Origin of the sequence: Rhizobium sp. BIGb0125 (assembly GCF_024810055.1) — a bacterium.
GTDB lineage: Bacteria > Pseudomonadota > Alphaproteobacteria > Rhizobiales > Rhizobiaceae > Agrobacterium.
In genome coordinates this window covers 54,666-81,438 of the sequence record NZ_JANUDV010000008.1, presented here as the reverse complement: position 1 = coordinate 81,438, position 26,773 = coordinate 54,666, and the positions used below count along the sequence as shown (strand labels likewise).

Here is a 26,773-nt window from a genome sequence, read left to right as displayed (position 1 = left end):
GCGACGCGCCCTGTCTGGCAGATTAGTAAAGAACGTTCTTTGCTTCCGGCTTTTCGATGTTGTCCTTGGTGACAACAACCACACCGGTATCAACGAACTTCTCGACCTTTTCCTTGTTGAGGATTTTGCCGATTGTCTGCACGCCAAGTTCACCCATCTGGTAGGAGCCCTGAACGGCAATACCGGCCAGTGTACCGTCCTTGACGAATTCCTGCAGGTCCTGGTTACCGTCAAAGCCGATACCGACAACCTTGCCAGCCTTGCCGGACTGAACGAGCGCACGGCCAACACCGATTGCTGTTGGCTCATTGGCGCCAAAGATGCCCTTGAGGTCTGAATTGGCAGCCAGAACGTCGGTGGTCTGGTTCAGAGCCGTTGCCATCTGCGACTGCGAATAGAACGGACCAACGATTTCCAACTTGGAATTTGCCTTGATGTAATCGGTAAAACCACCAACGCGACCAATTTCAGAACCGGCACCGGCAACGTAGGACATGATGGCGATCTTGCCTTCGGTACCGACCTTTTCGATCAGCGCCTGCGCTGCAAGTTCACCGGCCTTCTTATTGTCGGTAGCAAGGAAAGACTGGTAGTACTGCTCGGAACCCTCAGCAAGCTGGGAGTCGATCAGCACGACAGGAATACGGGCTTCCCATGCCTTCTTGACGGCTGGAACCAGTGCGTCTGGATCAGACGGAGCGAGAACGATGCCGTCAACCTTACGGTTTACTGCGTTTTCAACCATGTTCACCTGGTCAGCAATCGCAGATTCCGAAGCCGGGCCCTGGAATGTGATCGTGTGACCGTTCAGGTCCTTGATCGCAGCGTCTGCGCCCTTCTGGACGTTCTGCCAGAAGGTGGAGTTTACCGTCTTGACGATAACTGCAATTTCACCGGCCTGAACGGTGGAAACGCTCCACAGTGCGATGACAGATGTGAGAAGGGCAGTCGAAAGTTTCTTCATCTCTTCCTCCAATTATGGCCACTCTGGCCTCTTCGGGAGAACTCCTCGTCCCCCTTGTTGTTTACGGAAAGGGTCCGCGCCCTTCTCAGCGGCGGTTACGCAACTGGTCGATCCACACGGTCACCAGAATGACGAGGCCGATGATAATTTGCTGCGTGAATGCCGAAACACCGTTCATGTTAAGACCATTGCGCAGAATACCGATGACAAAGGCACCAATGCCTGTGCCGGAAATTGTACCAACGCCACCGATCAGCGACGTACCGCCGATCACCGCGCTGGCAATCGCGTCCAGTTCGTACATCACGCCTTCATTCGGCTGTGCGGTCACAAGACGAGACATCAGAACGCAGCCTGTCAGGCCGGCAAGCGTACCTGAAAGAATGTAGGTAAAGTTGGTGACCCGGCTGACATTGACGCCGGACAGGCGCGCAGCTTCCGCGTTGGAGCCAACAGCATAGATATGGCGGCCAAGTACTGAGCGGTTGAGCATCAGAGATACGGCAATACCGATGACGACCATCAGAATGACCGGGTAGGGAATGCCTGGGAATACAACATTCGGGAAGCCGTCTTCGCCGATGTTGACGACACGGAACAGCGCGCCGTTACCCAGAACGCCAAAGGATTCACCGAGGCCGGACACTGCGCGGGCACCGGTAATCTGCAGGGCCACGCCACGTGCAATCAACATCATGCCAAGCGTTGCAATGAACGGCGGCAGCTTGAAGCGTGTGACCAGAAGGCCGTTGATGTAACCACAGATCGAACCGGTCAAAATGCCGAGAAGCATCGCAAACGGCACGGGGATACCAAGTTCTTTCACCGCAAGCGCGGCAACAACACCGGCAAGCGCCAAAACCGAGCCAACCGAAAGGTCGATACCGCCGGTGATGATGACGCAGGTTGCACCAATACCGAGAAGAGCGATCGACGTGACCTGCAAGGCGATGGTCATGGCATTGCTAACGGTGAAGAAAGCACTGCTGGTGAGCGAAAACACGATGGTCAACGCAACAAGGCTGCCCAGCGCCGCAAACTTCTGGATGATATCCTTCTGGCGGTCACTTAAAGACATGTTCTTTTGTTCAGGATTATTGCTGCTCATTGCATTCCTCACTGCGCCGCCGGTACATAGCCGGATGCGTATCGCATGATTTCTTCCTGGTTCGTTTCGGCCGTCTTCAAGACACCGGTGATCTTGCCTTCATGGAAGACGGCAATACGATCGGTCAGACCCAGCACTTCCGGCAATTCGGAACTGATGAGAATGACGCCAATGCCCTGTGCGGCCAATTCGTCCATGATTTTGTAGATGGCAAATTTCGCACCCACATCGATACCGCGGGTCGGTTCATCGAAGAACAGGATGCGGGATTCGCGGAACAACCATTTGCCGATGATGATTTTCTGCTGGTTACCACCGGATAGCAGACGAACAGTCTGCTCGATCGACGGCGTCTTGACGTTGAGAAGATCGACATATTTGCGGGCAATCTCATTGTGCTTAGCAAAATCAATCACGCCAAACTTGCTGGAAACCGCTTCCATGTTGGCAAGCGTCGTATTGGCTGCCACCGACATCTTCACCGCAAGACCATCACTTTTGCGGTCTTCGGAGAGATAGGCGATCCCTTCGCGGATAGCATCCTGCGGGGTGCGAATATCAAGAACGCGGCTTTCAAAGGTGATCTCGCCGGAATCTAGCGGATCTGCACCAAAAATCGCACGCGCGACTTCGGTACGACCGGCGCCCATCAGCCCGGCAAAGCCGAGAATTTCACCGCGCTTCAACTCAAAACTGACATCCTCGAATACGCCCTTGCGGGTCAGTCCCTTGACGGCAAAGATAACCTCGTCGGTCGGCGTGGATGTGCGCTCAGGGAATTTTTCCTCCAGTGACCGGCCAACCATCTGGGCAACGATATTATCAACCGTTGTTTCAGCAAATTTGGCAGTGGAGATATAACGACCGTCACGCAAGATGGTGACGCGGTCAACGATCTGCGCCATCTCGTCCAGACGGTGAGAAATATAAACGATGCCGACACCGGACCGTTTAAGGTCATGAATGACCTTGAACAGCAGGGTGGTTTCCTGCTCGGTCAGCGACGAGGTAGGCTCGTCCATGATCAGCACTTCGGCATCCAGAGACAGGGCCTTGGCAATTTCCACCATCTGGCACTGCGCAACGGAAAGGCCACGCACCGTCTGGTCGGGATCAATATCGACACCCAGACGATCAAGACAGCGCTTGGCATCGGCGCGCAGTTTTTTGCGATCGACCCAGAACCCACGACGCGGCTCGCGCGCCAGATAGATGTTTTCCGCCACACTGAGATGCGGAATGAGGTTCAGTTCCTGATGGATGATGGCAATGCCGGCCGCTTCGGATTCGAGCGGCGAGGAATACTGAACCTTGTTACCTTTGTGAATGATTGTACCTTCAGTCGGCTGATAAACGCCGCTGACAATTTTCATCAATGTTGATTTTCCGGCACCGTTTTCACCACAGACCGCATGCACTTCACCGCGCACGAGATCAAAATCTACGCCCGACAAGGCCCGAACACCGGGGAATTCCTTGGTGATATTTTCGAGGCGCAGTAGGGTTTCGGCAGCACCGGCAAAGCTATCGCCAGGCGTATTTGCGCCTACGATATTGAGTTCGCCTTGTGACATTTGAGATCCTCCATGCGCAACCACGCTCCACCCGGTTGCCTTCAATCGGAGGCAATGGTTAGGCCGCATTTTTTTATTGGTCAAGCCAATTATCGCAAAACTTCGAAACCAGCCTTATAGCAGAAAATTATGAACCGCAATAAATCTATATAATTCAATATTTTAAACTTATTCTTGCCTATTGTCACACTTATAGATACGGTAAGGCCAAATTTCGCAAACTTAAAATGCTCATACTCAACGAGATAATTGGCCTGACCAAACACATGGAAACACGTCGCCTTTACCAGCAGATTGCCGATCAAATCCGTGAGTTGATCGATCAGGGCGAATTTCAGCCCGGATCGCGCCTGCCAGCGGAGCGGGAACTGGCCCAGAAACTGGGTGTTTCACGGCCATCCCTACGCGAAGCACTGATTGCACTTGAAATCGATGGCAGCGTTGAAATTCGTATGGGGTCCGGCGTCTATGTGTCTGCGGAGCCCGCCACCACCACATGGCAAACCAAGTCGATGGGCGACAGCCCGACCGAGCTGATGCAGGCGCGTGCTGCCATTGAGGGTGCAACAATTGTTTTGGCCGCAAGCCGTATTACACAGGAAGCACTCGTTACGCTTCGCCAGTTACTGGACGGCATGAAGAAGGAAATCGATCTCGGCAAAAAGCCGCTCGATCAGGATCGACTGTTTCACATTACCATTGCTGAACAATCGCAAAACAGCGTGTTGGCCCGTATGGTGGCTGAGCTTTTTGACGAACGCCACAGTCCTATTTCCGCCCAGTTTCGCGTCCGTTTTGAGGACCGTGAGACATGGACACGAGCCCTGAATGAGCATGAAGTCATTCTGGCAGCCCTTGAAATGCGCGATCCACTGCTTGCGCAAGCAGCGATGCATAGCCATCTCGAAAGCTCAAAGCAGCGCTGGATCGAGAACTGAGTAGCGCTTTTGCGCAGACATAGACCGGGAGGAGGAAAATCCCCGTGACAGTGCATGATAAAGCATTAAATTCCGAGCCAACCATCCTGCTGAATATCAACGATAACGTTGCTGTGGCCCGCAGATCCATTCCTGCAGGAAACCCGACCGGCAGGGGAGATCTTGTCGCACTTGACCTGATCGGCCGCGGACACAAGGTTGCGCTGAAGACCATCAAGTCTGGCGAAGAAGTCCGTAAATACGGTCAGGTGATCGGTATTGCCACCCAGGACATTGAGCCCGGTCGTCATGTCCACCTGCACAACCTTGCCATGGTACCCTCCGAGCATGCGCACCAGTTCAGCGTCGATATCGAGGAAACCGGCATGCTGCCGGAAGCCGAACGCCGTACATTCATGGGCTACGATCGTGGCCTTGGTGGCGCTGGTACCCGCAATTACATCGGCGTCATCGCGTCCGTGAACTGTTCCGCCACCGTCTCCCGCTACATTGCCGACTACTTCAACAAGCAGGGCGGACTGGACGGTTTTGACAACGTCGACGGTGTCGTTGCGCTGACCCATGGTGGGGGGTGTGCTCTCAACACCAAGTCGGAAGGGTACCGACTGCTGATCCGCACCATTCAAGGTTATGCACGTCATCCCAATTTTGGCGGCATTCTGCTGATCGGCCTCGGCTGTGAAACAAACCAGATTGCCCCCATTCTCGAACACTACCGGATGGAGGAGGGTGAGCGTCTGCGTACCATGACCATCCAGCAGCATGGCGGCACCCGCAAGACCATCGAAGCTGCGATTGCCCAGATCAAGGACATGCTGCCACTCGTCAATCATGCCAAACGCACCCCGCAGCCACTGTCCAAACTGAAACTAGCACTGGAATGTGGTGGTTCGGACGGTTATTCCGGCATTTCTGCAAATCCGGCACTTGGTTACGCATCCGACCTGATCGTGCGCAATGGTGGCACCACGGTGCTTTCGGAAACGCCGGAAATCTATGGTGCCGAACATCTTCTGACACGCCGTGCCGTAACGCCAGCGGTTGCCGAAAAGCTGCTTGAGCGCATTGACTGGTGGCGCGACTATACCGCGCGTAACGGAGACGAACTGAATAACAACCCGTCGCACGGCAACAAGCTGGGCGGCTTGACCACCATTCTTGAGAAATCTCTGGGTGCCGTGGCCAAGGGTGGTTCGATGCCGCTGAAAGCAGTTTATGAATTTGCAGAAACCGTTACCGAACCAGGTTTCGTGTTTATGGACACACCCGGTTATGACCCCGTTGCTGTAACAGGCCAGGTTGCTGGCGGCTGCAACGTCATCTGTTTCACGACAGGACGTGGATCCGTATCCGGCTTCAAGCCCTCACCTTGCATTAAAATCGCGACCAACACTGAAATGTTCGAACACATGCAGGAAGACATGGATCTGAACTGCGGTGAAATCGTCACCGGTGTCGAAAGCATTGAGGAAGCAGGGGAACGGATTTTCGAGCGGATTCTTGCTGTTGCCTCTGGCGACAAGACAGTCAGCGAAATTTACGACTATGGTGATAACGAGTTTGTACCGTGGCAGGTTGGAGCTGTGACCTGATAGGCGTGAAACATCGAAATCGCCACGAAATGGAAAAAGGCCCGGATCTCTCCGGGCCTTTTTGATTATTAAGGTGCTGGGGCCTCTCCCAATAAAGGCTGAGAGAAGCCGCGATGCTTAGTGGCGGAAGTGACGCATGCCAGTGAAGACCATCGCCACGTTATGTTCGTTGGCCGCGTCGATCACTTCCTGGTCACGCATCGAGCCACCCGGCTGGATGACGGCTGTAGCGCCGGCAGCAATCGCGGCTAGCAAACCATCTGCAAACGGATAAAACGCTTCAGAAGCAACCGCAGAGCCCTTTGTCAGTGGTTCGGCAAGGCCAAGCGCCTTGGCGGCATCTTCAGCTTTCAGGGCTGCAATACGTGCGGAATCCACGCGGCTCATCTGGCCTGCGCCAATACCCGCTGTCTGACCATCCTTGGCGTAGATAACGGCGTTGGATTTAACATGTTTTGCGACCTTGAACGCAAACTTCATGTCTTCCAACTCTTGGGCAGTCGGCGCACGTTTTGTCACAACCTTGAGGTCGAGGTCTTCAACCATGCCATTATCGCGGCTCTGAACCAAAAGGCCACCGGAAACGGTCTTGGCTGCGAGGCCACGCCAACGCGGATCTGGCAGACCACCGGCCGACAGCAGGCGCAGGTTTGGCTTGCGCGCTACGATGGCCTTTGCTTCTTCCGTAACGTCAGGAGCAATGATCACTTCGGTGAACAGCTTGACGATTTCTTCGGCCGTCTGCGCATCCAGCGTCTGGTTAAGCGCAATCACGCCACCAAATGCCGATACAGAATCGCAGGCGAGGGCCTTTTTATAGGCCTCAAGCATGGTTTCACCGGTTGCAACACCACATGGATTGGCGTGCTTGATAATGGCGCAGGCCGGACCGTTGGAGGCCGGAAACTCACCCACCAGCTCGAAGGCAGCATCCGTGTCATTGATGTTGTTGTAGGAAAGCTGCTTGCCCTGCAGCAGCGTTGCCGTGGCAACGCCGGGACGCTTCTCCCCGGTCAGGTAGAAGCCCGCGCTCTGATGTGGGTTTTCACCATAACGCATCTTTTCTTTCAGGACGCCGCCAATTGCGCGGTAATCAGGTGCTTCAATTTCAAGCGCATCCGCGAACCAATTGGATATCATCGCGTCATAGGCAGCTGTACGAGCATAGGCCTTGGCAGCAAACTTCTGGCGCAGCGCGTAGGTTGTCTGGCCGTCATCAGCCTTCAGTGCATCCAGCAAAGCGCCGTAGTCGGACGGATCAGTGATAACTGTGACATAGGCATGGTTCTTGGCTGAAGCGCGGATCATGGCCGGGCCACCAATATCGATATTCTCAACCGTTGTCGGGTAATCACCACCCTTGGCGCGAACTTCCTCGAAGGGGTAGAGATTGATGACGGAAAGATCGATGCCTTCGATACCGTGCTTTTTCATGGCAGCGATGTGATCAGCGTCATCACGGATCGCCAGAAGACCGCCATGCACATTCGGGTGCAGCGTCTTGACGCGGCCATCCATGATTTCCGGAAACTTCGTGACGTCAGAAACGTCGGTAACCGGCAAGCCAGCATCGGCAATAGCCTTCGCGGTTCCACCTGTCGACAGCAGTTTCACACCCATTGAAGCCAGTGTGGTGGCGAGTTCGATGATGCCGGTCTTGTCCGATACGGACAAAAGTGCCGTGCGAATTTTGACTTTATCCGGGGCGGGGATTTTCTTGGAAACAACAGCCATCGGCTTACTCCGTATAGGCAGGAAAATCAGCCGGAAGAAGAGACCGGCCGTTGGGGTCGCGTTAGCACACCTTCCCACGGGAATAAACACGAATCAGGCAATCATTCAGGCCTTACGGTCTAAAAACCAGCGTATTTCGCGTACTTCGGGAACGTCGAAAGCCACTTCAATCTGTTGCGACCGCCGTGGGCCGGACACATTTGCCATGAAGATATCATCGGTAATGGCAAGGGCTCGGCCGGGAACTGAGAAATGCCAGCGGGTACCATCAGGTGCAGTCAGAACTACGGTTTCATCATTGAGCTGGCTAAGTTCGATCAGGGGATGAACATGGAAGCGCGCAACAGCCAGCAGGCTTTCAGGAATATGTTTGTTGTTCTTGCCAGCTACATAGACAATGTCACGACCCCGGATACGTGTTCCAGCCTCATTCATATCCACTTCGCGCTCATGCAGGTAACCAAAATCGGCAACATAACCGTCATGCTTTGCGGAAACGATGTCGTTTTTATTAGGCCCAGTCGTACGGTTGACCATCACCTCGCGGGCACCTTGCACCATAATTGGTCCGAGAAATGCTGAGCGGGAAAACCGGCATGACGACGTATCGGCCAAGGTCACAGTTGAATGGGCCGCCGTGGAGCGCGCCAATTCTTTCAGTTCGACACTGCCATTTTCCGGAGAACCGGAATTGACGATAAAGCGATACCGTCCTGCAGACATTTCAAAAGACAGACAACCGGCATGGGCAGTTGATGAAAGCTCAACAGATAAAGCCCGGCCAGTGTCAATCAGCACAGTTGTGTCTCCAGCCACCAAACGCTGATAGGCCATATCAGGCAGTTCACGCGTCGTTGCCCCGGCCGTATCGTCATACCGCAGCACAGCCGTCAGTTCGTTGGCCAACGTGCTCGTGGCGCCGTTAAACAGAGCCAGATCACCATCTTGATGCCTGAAAAACCGCAATGCCGGAAATATTCGGTCAATTGCGGAAACAAGCCCGGACGGAACAGTGTGTCCGAGATTAATATAGCTGTGACGCAGCGGCAGCAGATCCAGCAACAGATCGAGAAGAACCCGCGGATTGCGTGAAACATGCCCGCCATCCGGCAGGACCTGACGTTCCATTTCACGACTTAATTTTCTGGCCTGACGTGACACCCAGGATTGTTTGCCAGACATACAGATTGAGGCGACAGCCAGTGCAATATGTATTCGCAGGCGAGTTTCACCATCGGGCGCAAAGCGGGCGATCATGCCGAGATAACGCACGTGAAAACCCAGTGTCTTCATGAAGCGGCGATAGAAACCACTCTCGGCGTCATTCAGTACAACAGGAGAATGCGACAGGAGCGCAATCAACCGTCTGGCTGCAATGTCCGGCTCCCACGCCAGACCACGCGCTTTTCGCCCGTGCAGCGCCATCCATTCCGCCACCAGTTGGCGGGCCTTTGCGCAGCATTCATTTGTACGGTGAGCACGAATATGACGCAACCATTCAAAGGAATAGAGGCTCTCCGCAAATGCCAGACTTGGCAATTCATCCGCAAAAACCGAAACGCCATCCAGTTCGTAGACCCGGCCAGCCAAAACGATACGACCATTCAGCAATTCTTCCGCAACGAACGGATCAACGGCATGTAAATCTGTCGGTGCTGCAACCAGCCCATCAGGCGCAGACACCCCGGGTATCAGGACCATACGCAAGCCGGCAACCCGTATACGCGCACGACGGTATAGGGTTTTCATAAAAAACCCTGCACTTCCGTAACCGTTGGAGTTAGACCCTGCCAAACCGTTTTTCCCGTCTATACGGTCTCATGCCTGATTTTAAGGAATTGCACACGAAACAAATAATTTAGCAATCAATCACATGATTCGTGATTGATTGCATAATCTTTTTAAGGCACGGAATTTCAAGAAAAAAATCCGACATCAGTTTTTCAGACGTGGAAATCCGTCGGGCTTTGCTTATTTTCTACGCAGCACGGTGGCAAAAAATCCATCGGTTCCGCCAAGCATATCAGGCGTTGTGCGCAAATCGCCGTCGCCGTTGACGGCAGCTTCCAAACCTGGCCAATTTTTTTTGTCCACAGGCACACGTTCCACATTGGTGCTGTCTTGCAGCACGCGGGAAATCATGTGCTCACCCTCAAGAGGGTCAAGCGAGCAGTTGGAAAACACCAGAATGCCACCTGGCTTCACCAGTGAAATGGCGTGGCGCAGCATTCTCTCCTGGAGTCCGGCGAGCTTTTCAATGTCTTCCGGTCCCTTTGTCCATGGAACATCAGGATGTTTACGCAGGGTTCCTGTTGAAGAGCAGGGCGCGTCAAGCAGCACCACATCAAAAGGTTCATCTGTGGTGAACGTCAACAGGTTGCTTTCAACCGTATCGGCTGCAAAACCGAGACGCTCCAGATTGCCGCGAAGTCGCTTCAAACGGTTACCCGATTGATCAAGGGCCGTCACGTCAGCTCCAGCCAAAACAAGCTGTGCGGTCTTGCCACCAGGAGCCGCACAGAGGTCAACCACCCGTTTGCCCTTGATGTCTCCCATCAATCTGACTGGAAGGCTGGCAGCTGCGTCCTGCACCCACCACTCGCCCTGCGTGAAACCCTCGAGATCAGGGATCTGCCCTTCAAAGGCGCCAAGACGTACTGATCCCGTAGCCAGTACCTGACCGCCAAATTTCTCTGCCCAGACTTCTGGATTAGATTTCACCGTAACGTCGATGGTCGAAGGCCAAAGCTGTGCCTGCGCAATCTGCTCGGCTTTTTCTCGACCATAGGCCGAGACCAACCGGTCAAAGAACCATTCAGGCAGCACCGGCACGGTGGAAATTCGTTCCTTGATCTCCTCCTTTTCGCGGCCGAGACGACGCAGAAGGGCGTTGACCAATTTTACGAAACGCCGATTACGAGGATCGCGATGAGCTTGCTCTACGGCAAGATCGACAGCAGAATGGTCGGGTACATCAAGGTAGAGCATCTGCGTTACACCGACCACCAGAACGTGATGCAGCGACCGCGCGCCTGATGGCAAGGGATTGTCCAGCAACATGGATATCGCCGCATCAATACGCGGCAGGTGACGAAGGGCTGTGTTGATGATGGCGCGCACCAAACCACGGTCAGCCGCATTTAGCGCCCTATAGGCCGGATTGCCTGTTTCAGCATCCAGCATACCATCAAGCGATGTTTTCTTATCGATGACAGCAGACAGGATTTTGACAGCAGCATTGCGGGTTTCTAGACCCGGCTTGTTGTCAAACTGCTGTCCACCGTCCTGATCGCTACCTGCTCTTGGATTGTCACGCCGTTTGTTGCGGTGAGGTGTTTTTTTGGCGTGTTCTGCCGTCAAGACCATGGTCCTTTGCGTTCATTGTTTCCGCCCCGTCCCCAGCCGGTGGAGGGTACAGAACGTGTCTTACGCTCGGCATTAGCACTTGTGGCGGGTGGCGTCGATGGCTGGGAAAATTCGTTTGCCATTGCCTGCAGCGCAGCGACACGATTGCCAGTATTCGGGTGCGTGGAAAACAGGTTGTCCATTCTCTCACCGGATAGCGGGTTGATGATGAACATATGCGCAGTCGCCGGGTTACGTTCGGCATCCTCATTGTGCAGACGCTGTGCAGCGCCAGAGATTTTCTGAAGCGCTGAGGCCAGCCATAAGGGATTGCCACAAATCTCGGCACCACGACGGTCAGCGGAATATTCGCGAGTCCGGCTGATCGCCATCTGAACAAGCATGGCCGCCAGCGGCGCAACAATCATGGCAACCAGCACGCCAATGAAACCGAGCGGATTGTTGTTGTTGCGATTGCCACCAAACAGAAACGCAAAGTTTCCAAGCATCGAAATAGCACCGGCAAGGGTTGCCGTAATCGTCATGGTTAAAGTGTCACGGTTTTGGATATGGGCAAGCTCATGGGCCATGACCCCTGCAACCTCTTGCGGGCTCAATCTTTGCAGAAGGCCCGTAGAGGCGGCCACAGCTGCGTTTTCAGGATTGCGGCCCGTAGCGAAGGCGTTTGGTTGCTCGCTCTCGTAGATATAGACCTTCGGCATTGGCAGGCCGGCATTCTGCGATAGATCGCGGATCATCGTAAAAAACTCTGGCGCGTTGCGCTCATCAACCTCCTGGGCGTGATAAGCCGACAACACCATCTTGTCCGAGTTCCAGTAGGAAAACAGGTTCATACCCGCCGCGATGACAAGTGCGATCATCATGCCGCCCTGTCCGCCAATCAGAAAGCCGACCCCCATGAATAAGGCTGTCATGAAGGCAAGAAGCATGGCAGTGCGCGCAAGATTCATCCGTTGTCTCCATTTTACGATGTGTTCGATACGGCCATTTGCCGTAAGATTGTTCCTCGTGTAATTTGGTTATGATAATCCGCTTTTCAATATCAGACTGCCAAAGGCGCGAAACCATGCAGAATGCAGATAACGACAACTTGTTCGACGAGAACGAAAAGAACCTCTCAACACGTAAATTGTCGCCAGCCGCCAAACGAGCCCTGCAGGAAGCAGAAGAGCGCAGAAAAGCGCAACAGGAACTGGAGCTGCCGGCGGAGACCGGCGGGCGAGGCGGCGCTGAGCCCGTGCGATTTGGCGATTATGAGATCAACGGCCGTGCAATTGATTTTTAGTTCGGCGTTTCACGTCGATCAAAATAGCGTGAAAACAAAGACTTAAACGACTGTAGCTACGTAGCATATCTCATTAAGACGTCATTAACCATATAAAACCCGCACCAACGCCGATGCGGGTTTGCAATGAAATCATTTCATTTTCGAAACAATATCAGGCGCGTTCCAGAAGCTTGCAGACAGCCTCAAGCTGCTCCAACGTTTTATAGCTGATACGGATCTGGCCGCCAGACGCTTTGTGATTGATCTTTACATCCAACCCAAGTGCATCCGTCAGTGAACGCTCCAAAGCCAGAGTATCTGAATCCTTGGTTTCCGGTACGGACTGCCGCTGAGGTTCACTCTGTCCCTTGATGTCATTTTGCGCCAAACGCTCAGCATCACGAACGGACAAACCCTTTGACACGATCGTTTTTGCCAGGCCCGATGGATCAGAGGTCGAAACCAGCGCACGTGCGTGACCGGCAGACAGGGAACCCTGTGCCAACATGTCACGAACAGGATCCGGCAGTTTCAACAAGCGCAGGCTGTTGGCAACATGGCTTCGGCTTTTACCGATAATTTCGCCAAGATCGTTTTGTGTATAACCATGCTCAGCAATAAGCTGATCGTAACCCAGCGCTTCTTCAAGTGGATTAAGGTCTGAGCGCTGGACGTTTTCAACAATCGCCAATTCAAGTGCTGTTCGATCGTCCACGTCACGAATAATAACTGGGATTTCTGTAAAGCCCGCTAGCTGCGCAGCACGCCAGCGACGTTCACCAGCGATGATCTCATAACGGCTGGGTTCAACGGTACGCACCACAACCGGCTGCACGATGCCATGTTGACGAATAGAAGCAGCCAAATCCTGCAGTTCGCTTTCATCGAAATGCCGGCGCGGGTTACGCGCGCTGCGGGCTATGAATTCGATGGGAACATTTCGATCGGGATTGACCGTACGCTGCGTATCTCCCGAGGGCAGGGGCTGATCCATCTCACCGATCAGGGCTGCCAAACCGCGGCCAAGCCGACGTTTTGAAATATCGTCACTCATGCATGTCACTCCGTACTATAAACTTGTCCGTCACGCCGCCTTACGCAACCGCTCGCGCTGGATAACTTCCGACGCAAGCTGAAGATAGGCCTGACTACCCGCGCATTTCAGATCGTAGAGAATTGCAGGCTTACCATGAGATGGCGCTTCCGAAACCCGAACATTGCGAGGAATAAGCGTATGATAGACTTTTTCCCCAAGGTGGGTACGCACATCGTTAACAACCTGCTGGGCCAGATTGTTTCTCGCATCAAACATCGTCAATACGATACCCTGGATATCGAGAGTAGGATTGACAGTCTGCCGAACCTGATTGACGGTATCGAGCAACTGGCTCAACCCTTCCAACGCAAAGAACTCGCACTGAAGTGGCACCAATACCGAATGTGCGGCGGCCATGGCATTCATGGTCAGTAGATTGAAGGATGGCGGGCAGTCCAATAGAATATAGGAATAGGTTTTCGCCTGTTCGCTTGACAGGGCGGCCTTCAATCGAAAAGCACGGTTGGGCAGATTCGCGGCTTCCATTTCGAAGCCCAGCAAGTCCATTGTGGATGGCACAATATCAAGATTGGGAACAGCTGTTGGGACGACAGTCTCACCAATCGTATTGCTACCAATCAGCAAGTCATAAGATGAAAGTTTGCGATCGCGGCGATCAATACCCAAGCCAGTACTGGCATTACCCTGCGGATCGAGGTCAACAATAAGAACACGTTCCCCAATTGCCGCGAGTGCCGTTGCAAGATTGATGGCTGTCGTTGTTTTACCAACGCCGCCTTTCTGATTTGCAATGGTGATAATTCGGTTTTTTTCAAACATAATGCCGCACACCCAGAGAATACATCATTATTGAGATGTAAGACGGCTGATTTCCAGAACAACGGAATCTGCCTCAACAACACTGGAATGTTTTATCAGATCAAACTGCCAACGACCACGGGCTTTCGTGATCTCACTTTGGTAATCCCGGCCTTTATTAAAAAAAGCCCTCACTTTTTCGGAATCTTTGGCCCAAGGATGCATATAGTCGAGCAAAAGATCGAGGTCAGCGAGCGCGCGTGCTGAAATCACATCGCAATGCGGAATGATTTCAGGCGCTTTTTCGATGCGAATGGGGTGAACACTGCCCCTTGCACCGGTCTCAGCCAGAGCAACACGCAAGAAAGCCGCTTTCTTATTGTTGCTTTCAACCAGATGAACCCAACCATCATTGAGTTCAGCCAGGAAAATCGCTGTGACAACGCCAGGAAGTCCGCCGCCACTGCCCAAATCAACCCACGTCTGCGGTTGTGGGCTTAGCTGAAAAATCTGCGCGCTATCGGCAATGTGCCGACTCCAGATTTCCGATATGGTGGACGGCGCTGCGAGATTTGTTGTTTTATTCCACTTTTTAAACAGCTCAACATAATGTGTGAGTCGTTCATGTGTTTCACGTGAAACACTTTGGCCGTTTATCTGCATATAAAGACTCGTTATGAGTGCGATTTTACCTGCGGTTGAATCGCTACGTTGTGCTTTTTTACCAACGCCAGAATAAGCGATACAGCGGCCGGTGTCATGCCATCGACACGGGATGCCTGTGCGATATTCAGAGGTTTTGCAGCAATAAGTTTCTGCTTCAACTCATTCGACAGGCCGGAAAGCAAGCTGTAGTCAAAATCATCCGGTATCTTACGATCCTCGTCACGACGAATTTCGATAATATCAGCGCTCTGACGCTGCATATATACAGCATAGCCAGCTTCAATCTCCAGCACTTCGCCAACCTTATTGTTGATCACGCTCAACTCGCTCCAATGTCCACGGAGCTGATCGAGCGAAATATCAGGATAGGACAGCAACTCATAGGCAGAACGGCGCTGCCCATCCTGATTCAACTTCAAGCCAATTTTTGCCCCTTCGTTGGGGCTGATCTGAATTGACTGCAGCAGAGCACGACCGTCTTCGATCGCATCCGTGAATTCAGAAAAGCGCCCAGCGCGGGCCGAACCAATAATTCCCGCTTTCAAACCAATAGGGGTCAGACGCAAATCGGCATTATCAACTCGTAGAGAAAGCCGATATTCGGCACGTGATGTAAACATGCGGTACGGTTCACTGACGCCCTTCGACGTCAGATCGTCAATCATCACACCGATATAGGATTCAGTGCGGCTGAAATGCAGGGCGTCAGCACCGGAAGCATAAAGCGATGCATTAAGACCGGCGACCAGGCCTTGAGCGCCCGCTTCTTCGTAACCAGTCGTGCCATTGATTTGTCCTGCAAGAAACAGACCTTGCACCTTCTTGACCTGCAAAGAAGGGTAGAGCTCGCGAGGATCAACGTAATCATATTCAATTGCATAACCTGGTTGGAAAATTTCAACTTTTTCCAATCCGGGAATACTATGAATGAAAGCTTCCTGAACGGACGCCGGTAACGACGTCGAAATACCGTTCGGGTAAATCGTGTCGTCATCCAGTCCCTCGGGCTCCAGGAATATCTGGTGGCCGTCACGGTCTCCAAAACGAACGATCTTGTCTTCGATGGAAGGGCAGTAACGTGGCCCAACACCTTCAATCTGTCCGGAATACATCGCGGAGAGATGGATATTGTCGCGGATGATCTTGTGACTGTATTCGGTGGTACGGGTCACACCACAATCAATTTGCGGATTAACAATCGCGTCCGTCATGAAAGAGAAGGGGACCGGGTCTTCGTCTGCGGACTGGCGCTCCACCGAATCCCAATCAATTGTTTTGCCATTCAAACGGGCTGGTGTGCCAGTTTTCAAACGACCCAGTTTCAGCCCCAACCGCGCCAGTGTATCGGACAGTCCAACAGATGGCTTTTCACCAACACGCCCTGCGGGAATCTTTTCGGAACCGATATGAATGAGGCCTCGGAGAAAGGTGCCGCTGGTCAGAACAACTGATGCGCAAGGAAACACACGCCCATCCGCCATGACAACTTTTTTGACGATTTTATCTTCAATTTCAATATCATAGGCATCACCTTCGATAACTGTAAGATTATCGATTGAGGCAATTTCCTTAGCCATAGCGAGACGATAAAGCTTGCGGTCAGCCTGCGTACGAGGACCGCGGACAGCCGGCCCTTTTTTACGATTGAGCATACGGAACTGAATTCCGCCCGCATCGGCAACACGGCCCATCAAACCATCGAGAGCGTCAATCTCGCGAACAAGGTGACCTTTTCCCAAACCACCAATCGCAGGATTACAGGACATGACGCCAATGGTGTCGGCTTTGTGGGTAATCAAAGCTGTCTTTGCGCCATGACGTGCCGCTGCCGCCGCAGCTTCGCAGCCCGCATGTCCACCACCGATAACAATTACATCGTAGTGCATCTTTATGCCCTTGTATTACTCTGCGGAAACGGAGAGGGCACTCATTAGCCCGAATGTTTCACGTGAATCATTTGCCAATGCAGAATTCGGAGAAAATCACACCCAATAAATCTTCGACATCTACTCGTCCGGTTATTCTACCAAGAGAACTTGCAGCGAGACGAAGATATTCCGATCGTATGGCCAAATCCTGACCTTCGGATTGCAGCGCATCACTAACATAATTTCGTGTCTCTTCAAGACGTTTCTGATGTCTCTGTCGCGCGGGCGCCAACATCGATGCAGAACCAAGGCGGTTCTCTATATAGTCTCGAATAAATGATTTGAGTTTTTCCAAACCCTGTCCGCTTTCGACGGACAGTTCCAGTGCAAATTCAGATGGCAAAGGTGAGGGACCGCGCTTGTCGCTTTTGCTGCGCACGAGGACGTGGTTACCATTATTGATAGTAGGGCTAGCTTGTTTCGGAATCGAATCGGTATCAACAAGATGCAAAACTAAGTCGGCCGTTTCGGCTTTTGCAACCGCTCTTTTAACGCCTTCCTGCTCGACGGCATCAGTCGTCTCTCTTATGCCGGCGGTATCGGAGACGGTGACGAGATAACCACCAAGGTTAAGATCGACGTTCAAGACATCCCTGGTCGTGCCAGCAATATCGGTAACGATCGCCACGTCACGACCGCTGAGAGCGTTCAGCAGGCTGGACTTGCCGACGTTAGGTTCGCCAACCAGCGCAATCTTGAGGCCGTCTCGGATGATTTCTGCTGACGATGCGGCGGTAAGATGATTGTTAATTTCAGCCAGCAGCGCGTTCATCTGTATCCAAACCTGATTGGCGACAGAGTCAGGTACATCTTCTTCATCGGCAAAATCGAGTTCGGCCTCGATAAACGCACGCGCTCGCGTCAACCTGTCGGCCCAGCCATCGTAAAGAGCAGAGAGTTTGCCAGAACTTTGCTCAACGGCAAGACGACGCTGCATCTCCGTTTCTGCATGTAATAGATCTGCGAGACCTTCAACCTCGACAAGATCCATCTTCCCATTCTCGAAAGCACGCTGGGAAAATTCTCCAGCTTCCGCCGGCCTTCCCCCTTCATGCCCCGCCAACTCCTCAAATACAGCGTTCACCACAGCCCGGCTGCCGTGGACTTGCAATTCCACGCAATCTTCACCGGTAAAGGAGTGTGGAGCTGGAAATGGAAGCACCAGCGCCTGATCAATCACTAGACCATTACGGTTACGAATCGTTCTTAAACTTGCTTTTCTGGAATCCGGCAAAGGACCTTTGATTAGACTTTGCAACATAGGAAATGCCTGTGGTCCGCTGAGTCTGATGACCGCGACACCAGCAGGCAGCGCGCCACTGGACAATGCGTAAATCGTGTCTGAGGTTTTTGTCATCGCTGTCACTTGGTCCTACTTAGGCCCGAACATACAATTATTATCTTCAATAAAAAATGGCCGTGCTGGCATTACACCACACGGCCACTTTATTACTGAATCCGGCTAACCGTCAGGTGTTCATCGAATCGAAGAAATCACCGTTGTTCTTGGTTTGCTTCAACTTGTCGATAAGGAATTCGATGGCGTCCATCGTTCCCATCGGAGCAAGGATACGGCGTAGAACAAAGATCTTCTGAAGATCCTGGCGTGGCACAAGCAGGTCTTCCTTACGTGTTCCGGACTTGAGAATATCCAGAGCAGGGAAGATACGCTTGTCAGCAACCTTGCGGTCAAGCACGATTTCCGAGTTACCTGTACCCTTGAATTCTTCAAAGATAACTTCATCCATACGGCTGCCTGTATCGATCAGCGCCGTTGCGATGATTGTCAATGAGCCGCCTTCTTCGATGTTACGGGCAGCACCGAAGAAACGCTTAGGACGCTGCAGGGCGTTGGCATCGACACCGCCGGTCAGGACCTTGCCAGAAGAGGGAACAACGGTGTTGTAAGCGCGACCGAGGCGGGTGATCGAATCGAGCAGGATAACAACGTCACGACCATGCTCGACAAGGCGCTTCGCCTTTTCAATGACCATTTCAGCGACCTGAACGTGGCGAACTGCTGGCTCGTCGAAGGTAGAGGAAACAACTTCACCCTTCACAGAACGCTGCATGTCCGTCACTTCTTCAGGACGCTCATCGATCAGCAGAACGATGAGATAGCATTCCGGATGGTTAGCAGTGATCGAATGTGCGATATTCTGCAGCAGAACCGTTTTACCGGTACGTGGCGGTGCAACGATCAGACCACGCTGGCCTTTGCCGAGTGGGGCAACCAGATCGATAACGCGAGACGACAAATCCTTCGAGGTTGGAACATCAAGTTCCATCTTGAAACGCTCATTCGGATAGAGCGGTGTCAGGTTATCGAAGTGAACCTTGTGGCGAATCTTTTCAGGATCGTCGAAGTTGATCGAGTTGACCTTCAGAAGCGCAAAATACCGTTCGCCTTCCTTCGGCCCACGGATTGGTCCTTCAACCGTATCGCCAGTCTTCAGCGAGAAGCGGCGGATCTGCGAGGGAGATATGTAGATATCATCAGGACCAGGCAGATAGTTGGCATTGGCGGAACGCAGAAAGCCGAAACCGTCCTGCAGAACTTCCACCACACCTTCACCGATAATCTCGATATCCTGGCTGGCGAGAACCTTGAGGATAGCAAACATCAACTCCTGCTTACGCATGGTGCTGGCGTTTTCGACCTCGAGCGATTCCGCAAATGTCAGCAAATCGGTTGGAGATTTGCTTTTTAGTTCTTGAAGCTTCATTTCAGCCATGAAGAGAAGACCGTTTCAGATATTAAGAAATGATAGGGGAGGGGCGTGCTGAAAAATTCGGTACTGGGTGAATGACCCGCATACGACTGAACAAGACACATGCCGCGAAGATGAGTAGCGGGAAAATAGCGACTGAATTGGAAGCCTGCAAGAGAAAAGCAACAATTCCGCGAAATTTATAAAAATATGAACCGATCAAAACGGTTTCACAACCACAAGTATGACGATGATGATCATCAAGACGGTTGGAACCTCGTTTAACAACCGCCAGTGTCGGGCGCTGTGTTTGTTTTCATCACGCGCAAAAACCCGAACTGCACGGCTGAAATACACATGCGCACCGGTTAGAAACACCACTGCGAGAATTTTGGCATGGAGCCATCCACCCGAAAAGCCATAAACGCTCCAGGCGAGGTAGAGCCCCAGTACCCATGAAATCATCATGGCAGGGTTCATGATCAGCTTGAGAAGACGCCGTTCCATCACCTTGAAGGTTTCGGATTGCACGGAACCGACCGGTGCATCAGTGTGGTAGATGAACAGCCGCGGCATATAAAGCAGCCCCGCCATCCACGAAATGACAGCAATGATATGCAGCGCCTTTACCCAGAGATAGGCCTGATCGGGACCTATCCAGTAGAGCAGGCCACCGAAGCAGGCAAAAACGCTGAGCGCCACAGCTACGCGCAGCCGGGTTTTCCGTCCAGCAGATTCCGAAGTCTGCAGCTCATCACTCATCGTTTAAAACCACGCACGCGGTTCACCAGCTTCGTTACATTCTCAGGATCGGCCTGTGGCGTGATACCATGGCCAAGATTGAAAATCAGTGGACCGTTGCCCAGTGCCTGCAGAATGGCATCGATGCCCTCATCCAGTGCCTTGCCACCGGCGACCATACGCATAGGGTCCAGATTACCCTGTACGGGGCCGTCCTTCTGCAACTCCTGTGCAAAGGAAAGCGGAACAGACCAATCGAGCCCAATGGCATCTGCGCCGGTCTTTTGACGGTAATCCTTCAACAGAAGTCCCGCACCTTTGGCAAAAGCGATGATCTTAGCACCGGGGCGACGGCTACGAACGGATGCAATGATGCGCTGAATCGGCTTCACCGCAAATTTTTCAAACTCACTCTCGCCGAGCACACCAGCCCAGGAGTCGAAAATCTGAACGGCATCTGCGCCGGCGTCAATCTGCGCCACGAGATAATCCGCGGATATGTCAGCGAGAGTAGCCAGCAGTTCTTCCATTGCTTGAGGATGATTATAACCGAACAGACGCGCGGGTGCCTGATCGGGTGTTCCGTGGCCGGCAATCATATAGGTCGCAACTGTCCAGGGAGCTCCACAGAAGCCAAGCAGCGTTGTTTCCTGAGGCAGTTCCGCGCGCAACCGCTTTACGGTTTCAAACACGGGACAGAGATGGGGAAGAACATCGACTTTTGAAAAGGATGCAATGTCTGAAACCTCAATTGGATCCATAGCCGGACCCTTGCCCTCGCTGAAGGTAACATTGCGCTTCAAAGCATCTGGAATAACCAGGATGTCTGAGAACAGGATTGCAGCATCCAGACCAAAGCGGCGAATAGGCTGCAAGGTCACTTCGGTGGCCAATTCCGGATTATAACAGAGGTCCAGGAAACTTCCGGCTTGCTGACGCGTTTGTCTGTATTCGGGAAGGTAACGACCAGCCTGTCTCATAAGCCAGATTGGTGGAGGAGTGAGTGTTTCTCCATCAAGCACTTTCAGCAGACGGCGTACAGCCATGAATTCACACCTTTCCAAAATATAAAAATAGAGATTCTTAGAATCTTCTTATTCTTAGAGTCAGTGAGTATCAGGAATTAAAAACACCTCAAGCCTCACCCACAAAAACATGACAGACAGCAATTGAGGGGACACAGCTTCAGCCAAACAGCTTGGTACTGTGAATAATTCAAAAAAATAGCGAAAAATCATTGACTTGAACGCTAAAAAATTGCTCTCAAATTGTGGATAACTGTTGCATGGATTTGGACTGCGGCATTTTTTCCCACCTATCCACAAGCTCCTCTCAACGAAGTCCGCTGAAGTGCTTTTTGTGGAAAACTCGACACTTTTCCCGTTCCCGGATCTGTCTCTCGCCAGTAGGATGAAGTCATCCCCACTTATCAACAGGCAGGCAAAAACAACGTGGAGAACCAGAAAAGTTTCTTTCATCTGCATCTGATTTCTGACTCAACAGGAGAGACTCTCAGATCTGCAGGCCGTGCTGCCTCCGCGCAGTTTCATGCCGCAACACCAATTGTGCATGTCTATCCAATGGTCAGAAACCAGAAGCAGCTTGGCCAGATCCTCGATGCAATCGATAACGAACCCGGCATTCTCCTTTACACAATGGTGGACGAGAACCTTTGCGAGTTCCTGTCGCAACGTTGCCAGGCCATGGATATCCCTTGCGTGAATGTGCTCGAACCGATCTTGACGACCTTTCAGACCTATCTCGGAAAAAAATCAAAACAGCAGGTCGGTGCACAATATGCTCTGAACGCTGACTATTTTGGCCGCATTGAAGCATTGACCTTTGCCATGGATCATGACGATGGCCAGATGTCGGAGAACTATGATGAGGCTGATGTGGTTATCGTCGGCATCAGCCGTACCTCCAAAACTCCCACAAGCATCTATCTCGCTAACAGAGGTATAAAGGCAGCCAATATACCTGTTGTTCCCGGTGTTCCCTTGCCCGAAAGTCTTTATGCAGCCACCAAACCTTTGATCGTCGGATTGATCGCCACATCAGATCGCATTTCCCAAATTCGGGAAAATCGCGAACTCGGTTCAACAAGCGGTTTTGATCCCGGGGGATACACCGACAGGGCGACAATTATGGAAGAGCTGAAATATGCGCGTTCGATGTGTGCCCATAACAATTGGCCGGTGATAGATGTGACGCGCAGATCGATTGAAGAAACGGCCGCCGCGATCATTGCCCTGCGTCCACAGCTACGCTAAGCCGCGACACGCTGTTTAACCGCCGCTGATATAAGTTTTGGAGAGAGATATGAAACCGGCCTTGATTCTGGCGTCTTCCAGTTCATCCCGCCAGGCCTTGATGAGAAATGCCGGCCTGGAGTTTACTGCGCAAGCCGCTGATATCGACGAGCGTTTGATTGAAGAGCCGTTGCAGGCGGCCGGTAGCACGCCGGATGAAACAGCGCTTGAACTTGCCAGGGCGAAAGCGCTGGCTGTTTCCGCCCTTCATCCTCAGGCCATTATTATTGGCTGTGACCAGACAATGTCGCTGGGTTCCAGAATCTACCACAAACCGAAAAATATGGCTGAGGCACATCAGCATCTGATGTCGCTCTCGGGGCAGACACATCGTTTGAACTCGGCCGCTGTCATGGCGCGTGACGGCGAGGTGCTCTGGCAGACGATAACCCATGCCAATATGACTGTTCGGGAATTGAGTGAAGCTTTCGTCGACGGACACCTGCGGAAGGTCGGCGAAAAAGCCTTGACCAGCGTCGGAGCCTATCAACTTGAAGGAGAGGGAATCCAGCTATTCACTTCAATTGAAGGCGATTATTTCACCGTGCTTGGCTTGCCGCTACTGCCGCTTTTGGAAGCGTTAAGAAAATTTGGGGTGATAAATGCGTGATTCACGTGAAACATTAACCATGAAGGCTTTTGTTGCCGGCTACCCAATCAAGCACTCTCGCTCGCCATTGATCCATGGATACTGGCTGAAACAATTCGGCATCGAAGGATCATATAATACCGTCGAAGTTCATCCGGATGCGTTCAATAACTTTCTTGCACAGATCAAGTCTGGCGAGGAGGGCTGCTTTGTCGGCGGCAATGTCACAATCCCGCATAAGGAAAGTGCATTTCAATATGCTGACAAGCCGGACGAATTGGCACAAGAGTTGGGCGCCGCCAATACGATCTGGCTGGAAGACGGAAAACTATGTGCCACCAATACTGACGGTCACGGTTTTATTGCCAATCTCGATGAACGTCATCCCGGCTGGGACAAGGCAGGCAAGGCTGTTGTTCTGGGAGCAGGTGGTGCAAGCCGCGCGATCATTCAGGCATTGCGCAATCGTGGTCTGAGTGAAATCCATGTTCTCAACAGAACGGTAGAACGCGCTCAGGAACTTTCAGATCGCTTTGGTGAGAAAGTGCATGCGCATGCAATAGACGCTTTGCAGGAAACCATGTCGGGCGCTGGGCTTTTTGTGAACACTACGTCGCTTGGAATGGATGGAAGTGAAATACCGGATTTCGACTTCTCGCCATTGGTAACCGACGCAGTGGTAACTGACATCGTGTATGTGCCGCTGAAAACGCCGATCCTGAAAATTGCCGAGCGACAGGGCTTTGCGATTGTTGACGGTCTTGGCATGTTACTGCATCAGGCAGCACCAGGGTTTGAGAAATGGTTTGGGGTTCGCCCGAAGGTCGATGAGACCTTGCGGTCTCTGATCATCGCCGACATGGAGAAACATGCATGATTGTGATCGGGCTGACCGGGTCGATAGGCATGGGCAAGTCGACGACAGCCGCCATGTTTGCCGATGCTGGAATCCCGGTCAATGACTCTGATCGGAATGTGCATAGTCTCTATTTGGGTAAAGCAGTTTCTACCATTGAAGAGGCCTTTCCTGGCGTGACGTCCAATGGAACAGTCGACCGTCAAAAACTGTCGCAAGAACTCAAGAAGAATCCGGCTAATTTTAAAATGCTGGAAGGCATTGTTCATCCGCTTGTGCGCGAAATGGAAAAGGATTTTTTGGCAAACCAGAAAGCCTTGGGGCAAGACATCGTCATTCTCGATATACCTTTGCTGTTTGAAACGGGAGCTGACAAAAGGGTCGACAAGATAGTTGTCGTCACTTGTGATCCTGAAATTCAGAAAGAACGGGTTTTGAAACGCCCTGACATGACGGCAGAAAAATTTGTAATGATCCTGTCACGGCAGACACCGGATGCGGTAAAACGGGCGAGGGCGGATTTTATAATTGATACCGGAAACGGTATGGAGGCGGCCAGACAACAGGTTGATGAGATCATTCACAATCTGCGTGGGCAGATGAATAAGGATAATGCAGATGCGTGAGATTATTTTCGATACGGAAACGACCGGACTTGAATCAAAGAATGATCGCATCATCGAAATTGGCGGCATTGAGCTTATCAATCATTTTCCTACGGGTCGTACGATCCATTTGTATATCAATCCGCAGGGTCGCAAAGTTCATCCAGACGCTTTGGCGGTGCATGGCATTACCGACGAATCTTTGGTCGATAAGCCAAAATTCTCTGAGGTCGTTGACCAGATACGGGAGTTCTTTGAAGGCGCGAAGTGGGTCGCTCATAACGCGACCTTCGATATGGGCTTCATCAATGCGGAATTTGCGCGTCTGGGTATAGAGCCCGTGGCACCTGACATGGTGCTGGATACCCTGGCGATGGCTCGCCGCAAACATCCGATGGGGCCAAACTCTCTCGATGCTCTTTGCCGTCGTTATGGCATCGACAACTCCCGCCGCGAAAAACACGGCGCGCTTCTCGACTCCGAACTTTTGGCTGAAGTCTATATCGAGATGATTGGCGGACGCCAGACAGCGCTTGGTTTCGGATCGGCGCAGAAGGTGGCAGAACAGATAGATGTCGGCGATGACAGCCAGGTCGACGAGCCATTGTCGCGACCACACGCATTGCCATCACGACTGTCCCAACTTGAAGCTGAATCGCATGCGAAGCTGGTTGCCTCAATGGGCGAAAAAGCGATTTGGGGACGTTACAACTAAATCAGCTGTCGGTGGTCTCCGAGACGAGACCGCAGATAAAAGAGAAAGATTTTTCTTTGAACAAACAAAAAGCCCGCAGCGATTACCCCGCAGCGGGCTTTTTAGTTTCATACAAGCGAACCAACTATCAGTTGGTAACCTGAACCTTGGAGCGGGCCTGCTCTTCAGCAACGCGCTGTGCAAACATCTGCGCAAAGTCGATCGGGTCGATCATCAGTGGCGGGAAGCCACCATTGCGCGTCACGTCAGCAATGATCTGGCGTGCAAACGGGAACAGAAGGCGTGGGCACTCGATGAAGAGAACCGGCAGCATATGTTCCTGTGGGAAACCAGTGATGCGGAAAACACCGCCGTAAACCAGTTCCGCTGCAAACAGAACCTTGTCGCCATCCTTGGCTTCAGCGTTCAGCGTCAGAACAACGTCGAAGTCAGAACCGGTGATCGGGTTCGCATTGACGTTGACATTGATGTTGATCGAGGGAGCACCCTCACGCGCCTGCAAGGAACGGGGAGCGCCGGGATTTTCGAACGACAGATCCTTGATGTACTGGGTCAGAATATTCAGGGAGGGGCTGGCTCCGCCCTGCGCGCCATTTTCGGTGGTCATGCTTTTTCCTCGCGGATTGAATGTGTTTGGCCATCTATCATTTCAAAACAGGGCTTACAAGCCTTCAGCCACGGGGACCGTTGTTTCCGGGTCCGTCAAGATGGTCGATATCAGGTCCTTTTCGCCAAGGACTTTTTTCATTCGGGTCTTGCCGGTGAAAGTCAGTGTCATCGAGATCAACGACATCAGGGCGCGAAGACTGGCTTCGGGCACCACCACTCCACTGGCGACTTTGGCTGAAATTGCTGGCCACAACAATATTGGCTGCGAATTTCGACCAGATCGCTTTGCGTACAAAAGGCAGTAACAGCAGTAGACCGATCACATCGGTAATGAAGCCGGGTAGGAACAGGAGGACACCGGCGAGGCCAAGCATAACGCCCTGGACGATCTCGTCGGCAGGCGCTACGCCACTTTGACGGCTGGCCGAAAGTTTGCGGAACATGCCAAGTCCTATCGCTCGCAAAATTATCAGACCTGCGAAAGCGCTGAGGATGACAAGTGCCAGCGTTGCCCAAACACCTATTGCCTTGCCCACAACAATGAAGCCGGCAATTTCCAAGATCGGCATCAGTATGACGAAGAAGGATAGGAGTGGAAAACGCATTATTCTCGCCCTGCGTGTGAGTTATCTCGTTGCCAACG

Annotated in this window: 25 protein-coding genes; 8 read left to right on the top strand and 17 right to left on the bottom strand. The window is 52.4% G+C overall.

The window, feature by feature from the left end; translation table 11 throughout:
- Nucleotides 1-22: 22 nt before the first annotated feature.
- The 3 genes from M2418_RS21265 to M2418_RS21255 all read right to left on the bottom strand — a co-directional run bounded on the left by M2418_RS21265 (nt 23) and on the right by M2418_RS21255 (nt 3,646).
- Nucleotides 23-964, bottom strand: coding sequence for an ABC transporter substrate-binding protein (locus M2418_RS21265; RefSeq protein WP_259148957.1), 942 nt, complete (start codon nt 962-964; stop codon nt 23-25).
- Nucleotides 965-1,049: 85 nt separating this feature from the next.
- On the bottom strand, nt 1,050-2,072 hold the full coding sequence (locus tag M2418_RS21260) for an ABC transporter permease (protein ID WP_250984152.1): 1,023 nt from the start codon (nt 2,070-2,072) through the stop codon (nt 1,050-1,052).
- Between the two features lie 8 nt (nt 2,073-2,080).
- Nucleotides 2,081-3,646 (bottom strand): sugar ABC transporter ATP-binding protein, encoded by a 1,566-nt coding sequence (locus M2418_RS21255; RefSeq protein WP_259148956.1) that lies wholly within the window; start codon nt 3,644-3,646, stop codon nt 2,081-2,083.
- A 227-nt stretch (nt 3,647-3,873) separates the two neighbouring features.
- Here M2418_RS21255 and M2418_RS21250 point away from each other — a divergent pair, with 227 nt between their 5' ends.
- Together M2418_RS21250 and M2418_RS21245 are read left to right on the top strand one after the other, a co-directional pair.
- On the top strand, nt 3,874-4,584 hold the full coding sequence (locus tag M2418_RS21250) for a FadR/GntR family transcriptional regulator (protein ID WP_250984150.1): 711 nt from the start codon (nt 3,874-3,876) through the stop codon (nt 4,582-4,584).
- 50 nt (nt 4,585-4,634) lie between these two features.
- Nucleotides 4,635-6,176: a UxaA family hydrolase gene (locus M2418_RS21245; protein WP_250984349.1), complete on the top strand. Its 1,542-nt coding sequence runs from the start codon at nt 4,635-4,637 to the stop codon at nt 6,174-6,176.
- 117 nt (nt 6,177-6,293) lie between these two features.
- On the opposite strand, the gene purH is transcribed toward M2418_RS21245, so the two are convergent.
- The 4 genes from purH to htpX all read right to left on the bottom strand — a co-directional run bounded on the left by purH (nt 6,294) and on the right by htpX (nt 12,226).
- Nucleotides 6,294-7,910, bottom strand: a complete 1,617-nt coding sequence (purH, locus tag M2418_RS21240) for a bifunctional phosphoribosylaminoimidazolecarboxamide formyltransferase/IMP cyclohydrolase (RefSeq protein ID WP_259148955.1) — start codon at nt 7,908-7,910, stop codon at nt 6,294-6,296.
- A gap of 105 nt (nt 7,911-8,015) precedes the next feature.
- Complete coding sequence (locus M2418_RS21235; RefSeq protein ID WP_405049460.1) at nt 8,016-9,659, bottom strand: heparinase II/III family protein; 1,644 nt, start codon at nt 9,657-9,659, stop codon at nt 8,016-8,018.
- Between the two features lie 222 nt (nt 9,660-9,881).
- On the bottom strand, nt 9,882-11,276 hold the full coding sequence (locus M2418_RS21230) for an RsmB/NOP family class I SAM-dependent RNA methyltransferase (RefSeq protein WP_259148953.1): 1,395 nt from the start codon (nt 11,274-11,276) through the stop codon (nt 9,882-9,884).
- The gene (gene htpX / locus M2418_RS21225; RefSeq protein ID WP_259148952.1) at nt 11,267-12,226 is read right to left on the bottom strand and encodes a zinc metalloprotease HtpX; all 960 of its coding nucleotides are present in this window, start codon (nt 12,224-12,226) and stop codon (nt 11,267-11,269) included. Before htpX ends, M2418_RS21230 begins: the two co-directional genes overlap by 10 nt.
- A 116-nt stretch (nt 12,227-12,342) precedes the next feature.
- On the opposite strand from htpX, the gene M2418_RS21220 reads away from it, so the two are divergent.
- Nucleotides 12,343-12,561 carry a DUF1674 domain-containing protein gene (locus M2418_RS21220; RefSeq protein ID WP_192490584.1) on the top strand — a complete coding sequence of 73 codons (219 nt, stop codon included), beginning with the start codon at nt 12,343-12,345 and terminating at the stop codon, nt 12,559-12,561.
- A 154-nt stretch (nt 12,562-12,715) separates the two neighbouring features.
- Here M2418_RS21220 and M2418_RS21215 read toward each other — a convergent pair whose 3' ends face one another.
- The 8 genes from M2418_RS21215 to hemE form a co-directional block, all read right to left on the bottom strand.
- Entirely contained in the window at nt 12,716-13,597 is an 882-nt protein-coding gene (locus tag M2418_RS21215; RefSeq protein WP_259148951.1) for a ParB/RepB/Spo0J family partition protein, read from the bottom strand.
- Nucleotides 13,598-13,627: 30 nt separating this feature from the next.
- Complete coding sequence (locus tag M2418_RS21210) at nt 13,628-14,422, bottom strand: ParA family protein (protein WP_275643473.1); 795 nt, start codon at nt 14,420-14,422, stop codon at nt 13,628-13,630.
- 24 nt (nt 14,423-14,446) lie between these two features.
- On the bottom strand, nt 14,447-15,061 hold the full coding sequence (gene rsmG / locus M2418_RS21205) for a 16S rRNA (guanine(527)-N(7))-methyltransferase RsmG (protein ID WP_259148950.1): 615 nt from the start codon (nt 15,059-15,061) through the stop codon (nt 14,447-14,449).
- Nucleotides 15,062-15,072: 11 nt separating this feature from the next.
- The gene (gene mnmG / locus M2418_RS21200) at nt 15,073-16,950 is read right to left on the bottom strand and encodes a tRNA uridine-5-carboxymethylaminomethyl(34) synthesis enzyme MnmG (RefSeq protein ID WP_259148949.1); all 1,878 of its coding nucleotides are present in this window, start codon (nt 16,948-16,950) and stop codon (nt 15,073-15,075) included.
- A 67-nt stretch (nt 16,951-17,017) separates the two neighbouring features.
- Nucleotides 17,018-18,349 (bottom strand): tRNA uridine-5-carboxymethylaminomethyl(34) synthesis GTPase MnmE, encoded by a 1,332-nt coding sequence (gene mnmE / locus M2418_RS21195; RefSeq protein ID WP_259148948.1) that lies wholly within the window; start codon nt 18,347-18,349, stop codon nt 17,018-17,020.
- 112 nt (nt 18,350-18,461) lie between these two features.
- The gene (gene rho / locus M2418_RS21190; RefSeq protein ID WP_192490589.1) at nt 18,462-19,727 is read right to left on the bottom strand and encodes a transcription termination factor Rho; all 1,266 of its coding nucleotides are present in this window, start codon (nt 19,725-19,727) and stop codon (nt 18,462-18,464) included.
- A gap of 195 nt (nt 19,728-19,922) precedes the next feature.
- Entirely contained in the window at nt 19,923-20,465 is a 543-nt protein-coding gene (hemJ, locus tag M2418_RS21185) for a protoporphyrinogen oxidase HemJ (protein ID WP_259148947.1), read from the bottom strand.
- On the bottom strand, nt 20,462-21,490 hold the full coding sequence (gene hemE, locus M2418_RS21180; RefSeq protein WP_259148946.1) for a uroporphyrinogen decarboxylase: 1,029 nt from the start codon (nt 21,488-21,490) through the stop codon (nt 20,462-20,464). Before hemE ends, hemJ begins: the two co-directional genes overlap by 4 nt.
- A 405-nt stretch (nt 21,491-21,895) precedes the next feature.
- Between hemE and M2418_RS21175 the strand changes: the two genes are divergently transcribed.
- Genes M2418_RS21175 through dnaQ form a run of 5 tightly spaced genes read left to right on the top strand, consistent with a single transcriptional unit; the run spans nt 21,896 to nt 25,521 of the window.
- Nucleotides 21,896-22,717, top strand: a complete 822-nt coding sequence (locus tag M2418_RS21175) for a pyruvate, water dikinase regulatory protein (RefSeq protein ID WP_259148945.1) — start codon at nt 21,896-21,898, stop codon at nt 22,715-22,717.
- 49 nt (nt 22,718-22,766) lie between these two features.
- On the top strand, nt 22,767-23,366 hold the full coding sequence (locus tag M2418_RS21170; RefSeq protein WP_259148944.1) for a Maf-like protein: 600 nt from the start codon (nt 22,767-22,769) through the stop codon (nt 23,364-23,366).
- Nucleotides 23,359-24,222 carry a shikimate dehydrogenase gene (locus M2418_RS21165; protein WP_259148943.1) on the top strand — a complete coding sequence of 288 codons (864 nt, stop codon included), beginning with the start codon at nt 23,359-23,361 and terminating at the stop codon, nt 24,220-24,222. The genes M2418_RS21170 and M2418_RS21165 overlap by 8 nt, the downstream gene beginning before the upstream one ends.
- A complete protein-coding gene (coaE, locus tag M2418_RS21160) occupies nt 24,219-24,827 on the top strand; it encodes a dephospho-CoA kinase (RefSeq protein ID WP_259148942.1) in 609 nt (202 codons plus the stop codon). Before M2418_RS21165 ends, coaE begins: the two co-directional genes overlap by 4 nt.
- On the top strand, nt 24,820-25,521 hold the full coding sequence (gene dnaQ / locus M2418_RS21155) for a DNA polymerase III subunit epsilon (RefSeq protein ID WP_259148941.1): 702 nt from the start codon (nt 24,820-24,822) through the stop codon (nt 25,519-25,521). Before coaE ends, dnaQ begins: the two co-directional genes overlap by 8 nt.
- Before the next feature lie 127 nt (nt 25,522-25,648).
- Here dnaQ and secB read toward each other — a convergent pair whose 3' ends face one another.
- On the bottom strand, nt 25,649-26,128 hold the full coding sequence (gene secB, locus M2418_RS21150; protein ID WP_192490597.1) for a protein-export chaperone SecB: 480 nt from the start codon (nt 26,126-26,128) through the stop codon (nt 25,649-25,651).
- A 64-nt stretch (nt 26,129-26,192) separates the two neighbouring features.
- Nucleotides 26,193-26,735 (bottom strand): FxsA family protein, encoded by a 543-nt coding sequence (locus M2418_RS21145; protein WP_259148940.1) that lies wholly within the window; start codon nt 26,733-26,735, stop codon nt 26,193-26,195.
- Nucleotides 26,736-26,773: the final 38 nt, after the last annotated feature.

Excerpts from the sequence above, each read along its gene's own strand:
- M2418_RS21265 (WP_259148957.1), bottom strand. The coding sequence starts at position 964 with ATGAAGAAACTTTCGACTGCCCTTCTCACATCTGTCATCGCACTGTGG.
- M2418_RS21260 (WP_250984152.1), bottom strand. The coding sequence starts at position 2,072 with ATGAGCAGCAATAATCCTGAACAAAAGAACATGTCTTTAAGTGACCGC.
- M2418_RS21255 (WP_259148956.1), bottom strand. The coding sequence starts at position 3,646 with ATGTCACAAGGCGAACTCAATATCGTAGGCGCAAATACGCCTGGCGAT.
- M2418_RS21250 (WP_250984150.1), top strand. The coding sequence starts at position 3,874 with ATGCTCATACTCAACGAGATAATTGGCCTGACCAAACACATGGAAACA.
- purH (WP_259148955.1), bottom strand. The coding sequence starts at position 7,910 with ATGGCTGTTGTTTCCAAGAAAATCCCCGCCCCGGATAAAGTCAAAATT.
- M2418_RS21235 (WP_405049460.1), bottom strand. The coding sequence starts at position 9,659 with ATGAAAACCCTATACCGTCGTGCGCGTATACGGGTTGCCGGCTTGCGT.
- M2418_RS21230 (WP_259148953.1), bottom strand. The coding sequence starts at position 11,276 with ATGGTCTTGACGGCAGAACACGCCAAAAAAACACCTCACCGCAACAAA.
- htpX (WP_259148952.1), bottom strand. The coding sequence starts at position 12,226 with ATGAATCTTGCGCGCACTGCCATGCTTCTTGCCTTCATGACAGCCTTA.
- M2418_RS21220 (WP_192490584.1), top strand. The coding sequence starts at position 12,343 with ATGCAGAATGCAGATAACGACAACTTGTTCGACGAGAACGAAAAGAAC.
- M2418_RS21215 (WP_259148951.1), bottom strand. The coding sequence starts at position 13,597 with ATGAGTGACGATATTTCAAAACGTCGGCTTGGCCGCGGTTTGGCAGCC.
- rsmG (WP_259148950.1), bottom strand. The coding sequence starts at position 15,061 with ATGCAGATAAACGGCCAAAGTGTTTCACGTGAAACACATGAACGACTC.
- mnmG (WP_259148949.1), bottom strand. The coding sequence starts at position 16,950 with ATGCACTACGATGTAATTGTTATCGGTGGTGGACATGCGGGCTGCGAA.
- mnmE (WP_259148948.1), bottom strand. The coding sequence starts at position 18,349 with ATGACAAAAACCTCAGACACGATTTACGCATTGTCCAGTGGCGCGCTG.
- rho (WP_192490589.1), bottom strand. The coding sequence starts at position 19,727 with ATGGCTGAAATGAAGCTTCAAGAACTAAAAAGCAAATCTCCAACCGAT.
- hemJ (WP_259148947.1), bottom strand. The coding sequence starts at position 20,465 with ATGAGTGATGAGCTGCAGACTTCGGAATCTGCTGGACGGAAAACCCGG.
- hemE (WP_259148946.1), bottom strand. The coding sequence starts at position 21,490 with ATGGCTGTACGCCGTCTGCTGAAAGTGCTTGATGGAGAAACACTCACT.
- M2418_RS21170 (WP_259148944.1), top strand. The coding sequence starts at position 22,767 with ATGAAACCGGCCTTGATTCTGGCGTCTTCCAGTTCATCCCGCCAGGCC.
- M2418_RS21165 (WP_259148943.1), top strand. The coding sequence starts at position 23,359 with ATGCGTGATTCACGTGAAACATTAACCATGAAGGCTTTTGTTGCCGGC.
- coaE (WP_259148942.1), top strand. The coding sequence starts at position 24,219 with ATGATTGTGATCGGGCTGACCGGGTCGATAGGCATGGGCAAGTCGACG.
- dnaQ (WP_259148941.1), top strand. The coding sequence starts at position 24,820 with ATGCGTGAGATTATTTTCGATACGGAAACGACCGGACTTGAATCAAAG.
- secB (WP_192490597.1), bottom strand. The coding sequence starts at position 26,128 with ATGACCACCGAAAATGGCGCGCAGGGCGGAGCCAGCCCCTCCCTGAAT.
- M2418_RS21145 (WP_259148940.1), bottom strand. The coding sequence starts at position 26,735 with ATGCGTTTTCCACTCCTATCCTTCTTCGTCATACTGATGCCGATCTTG.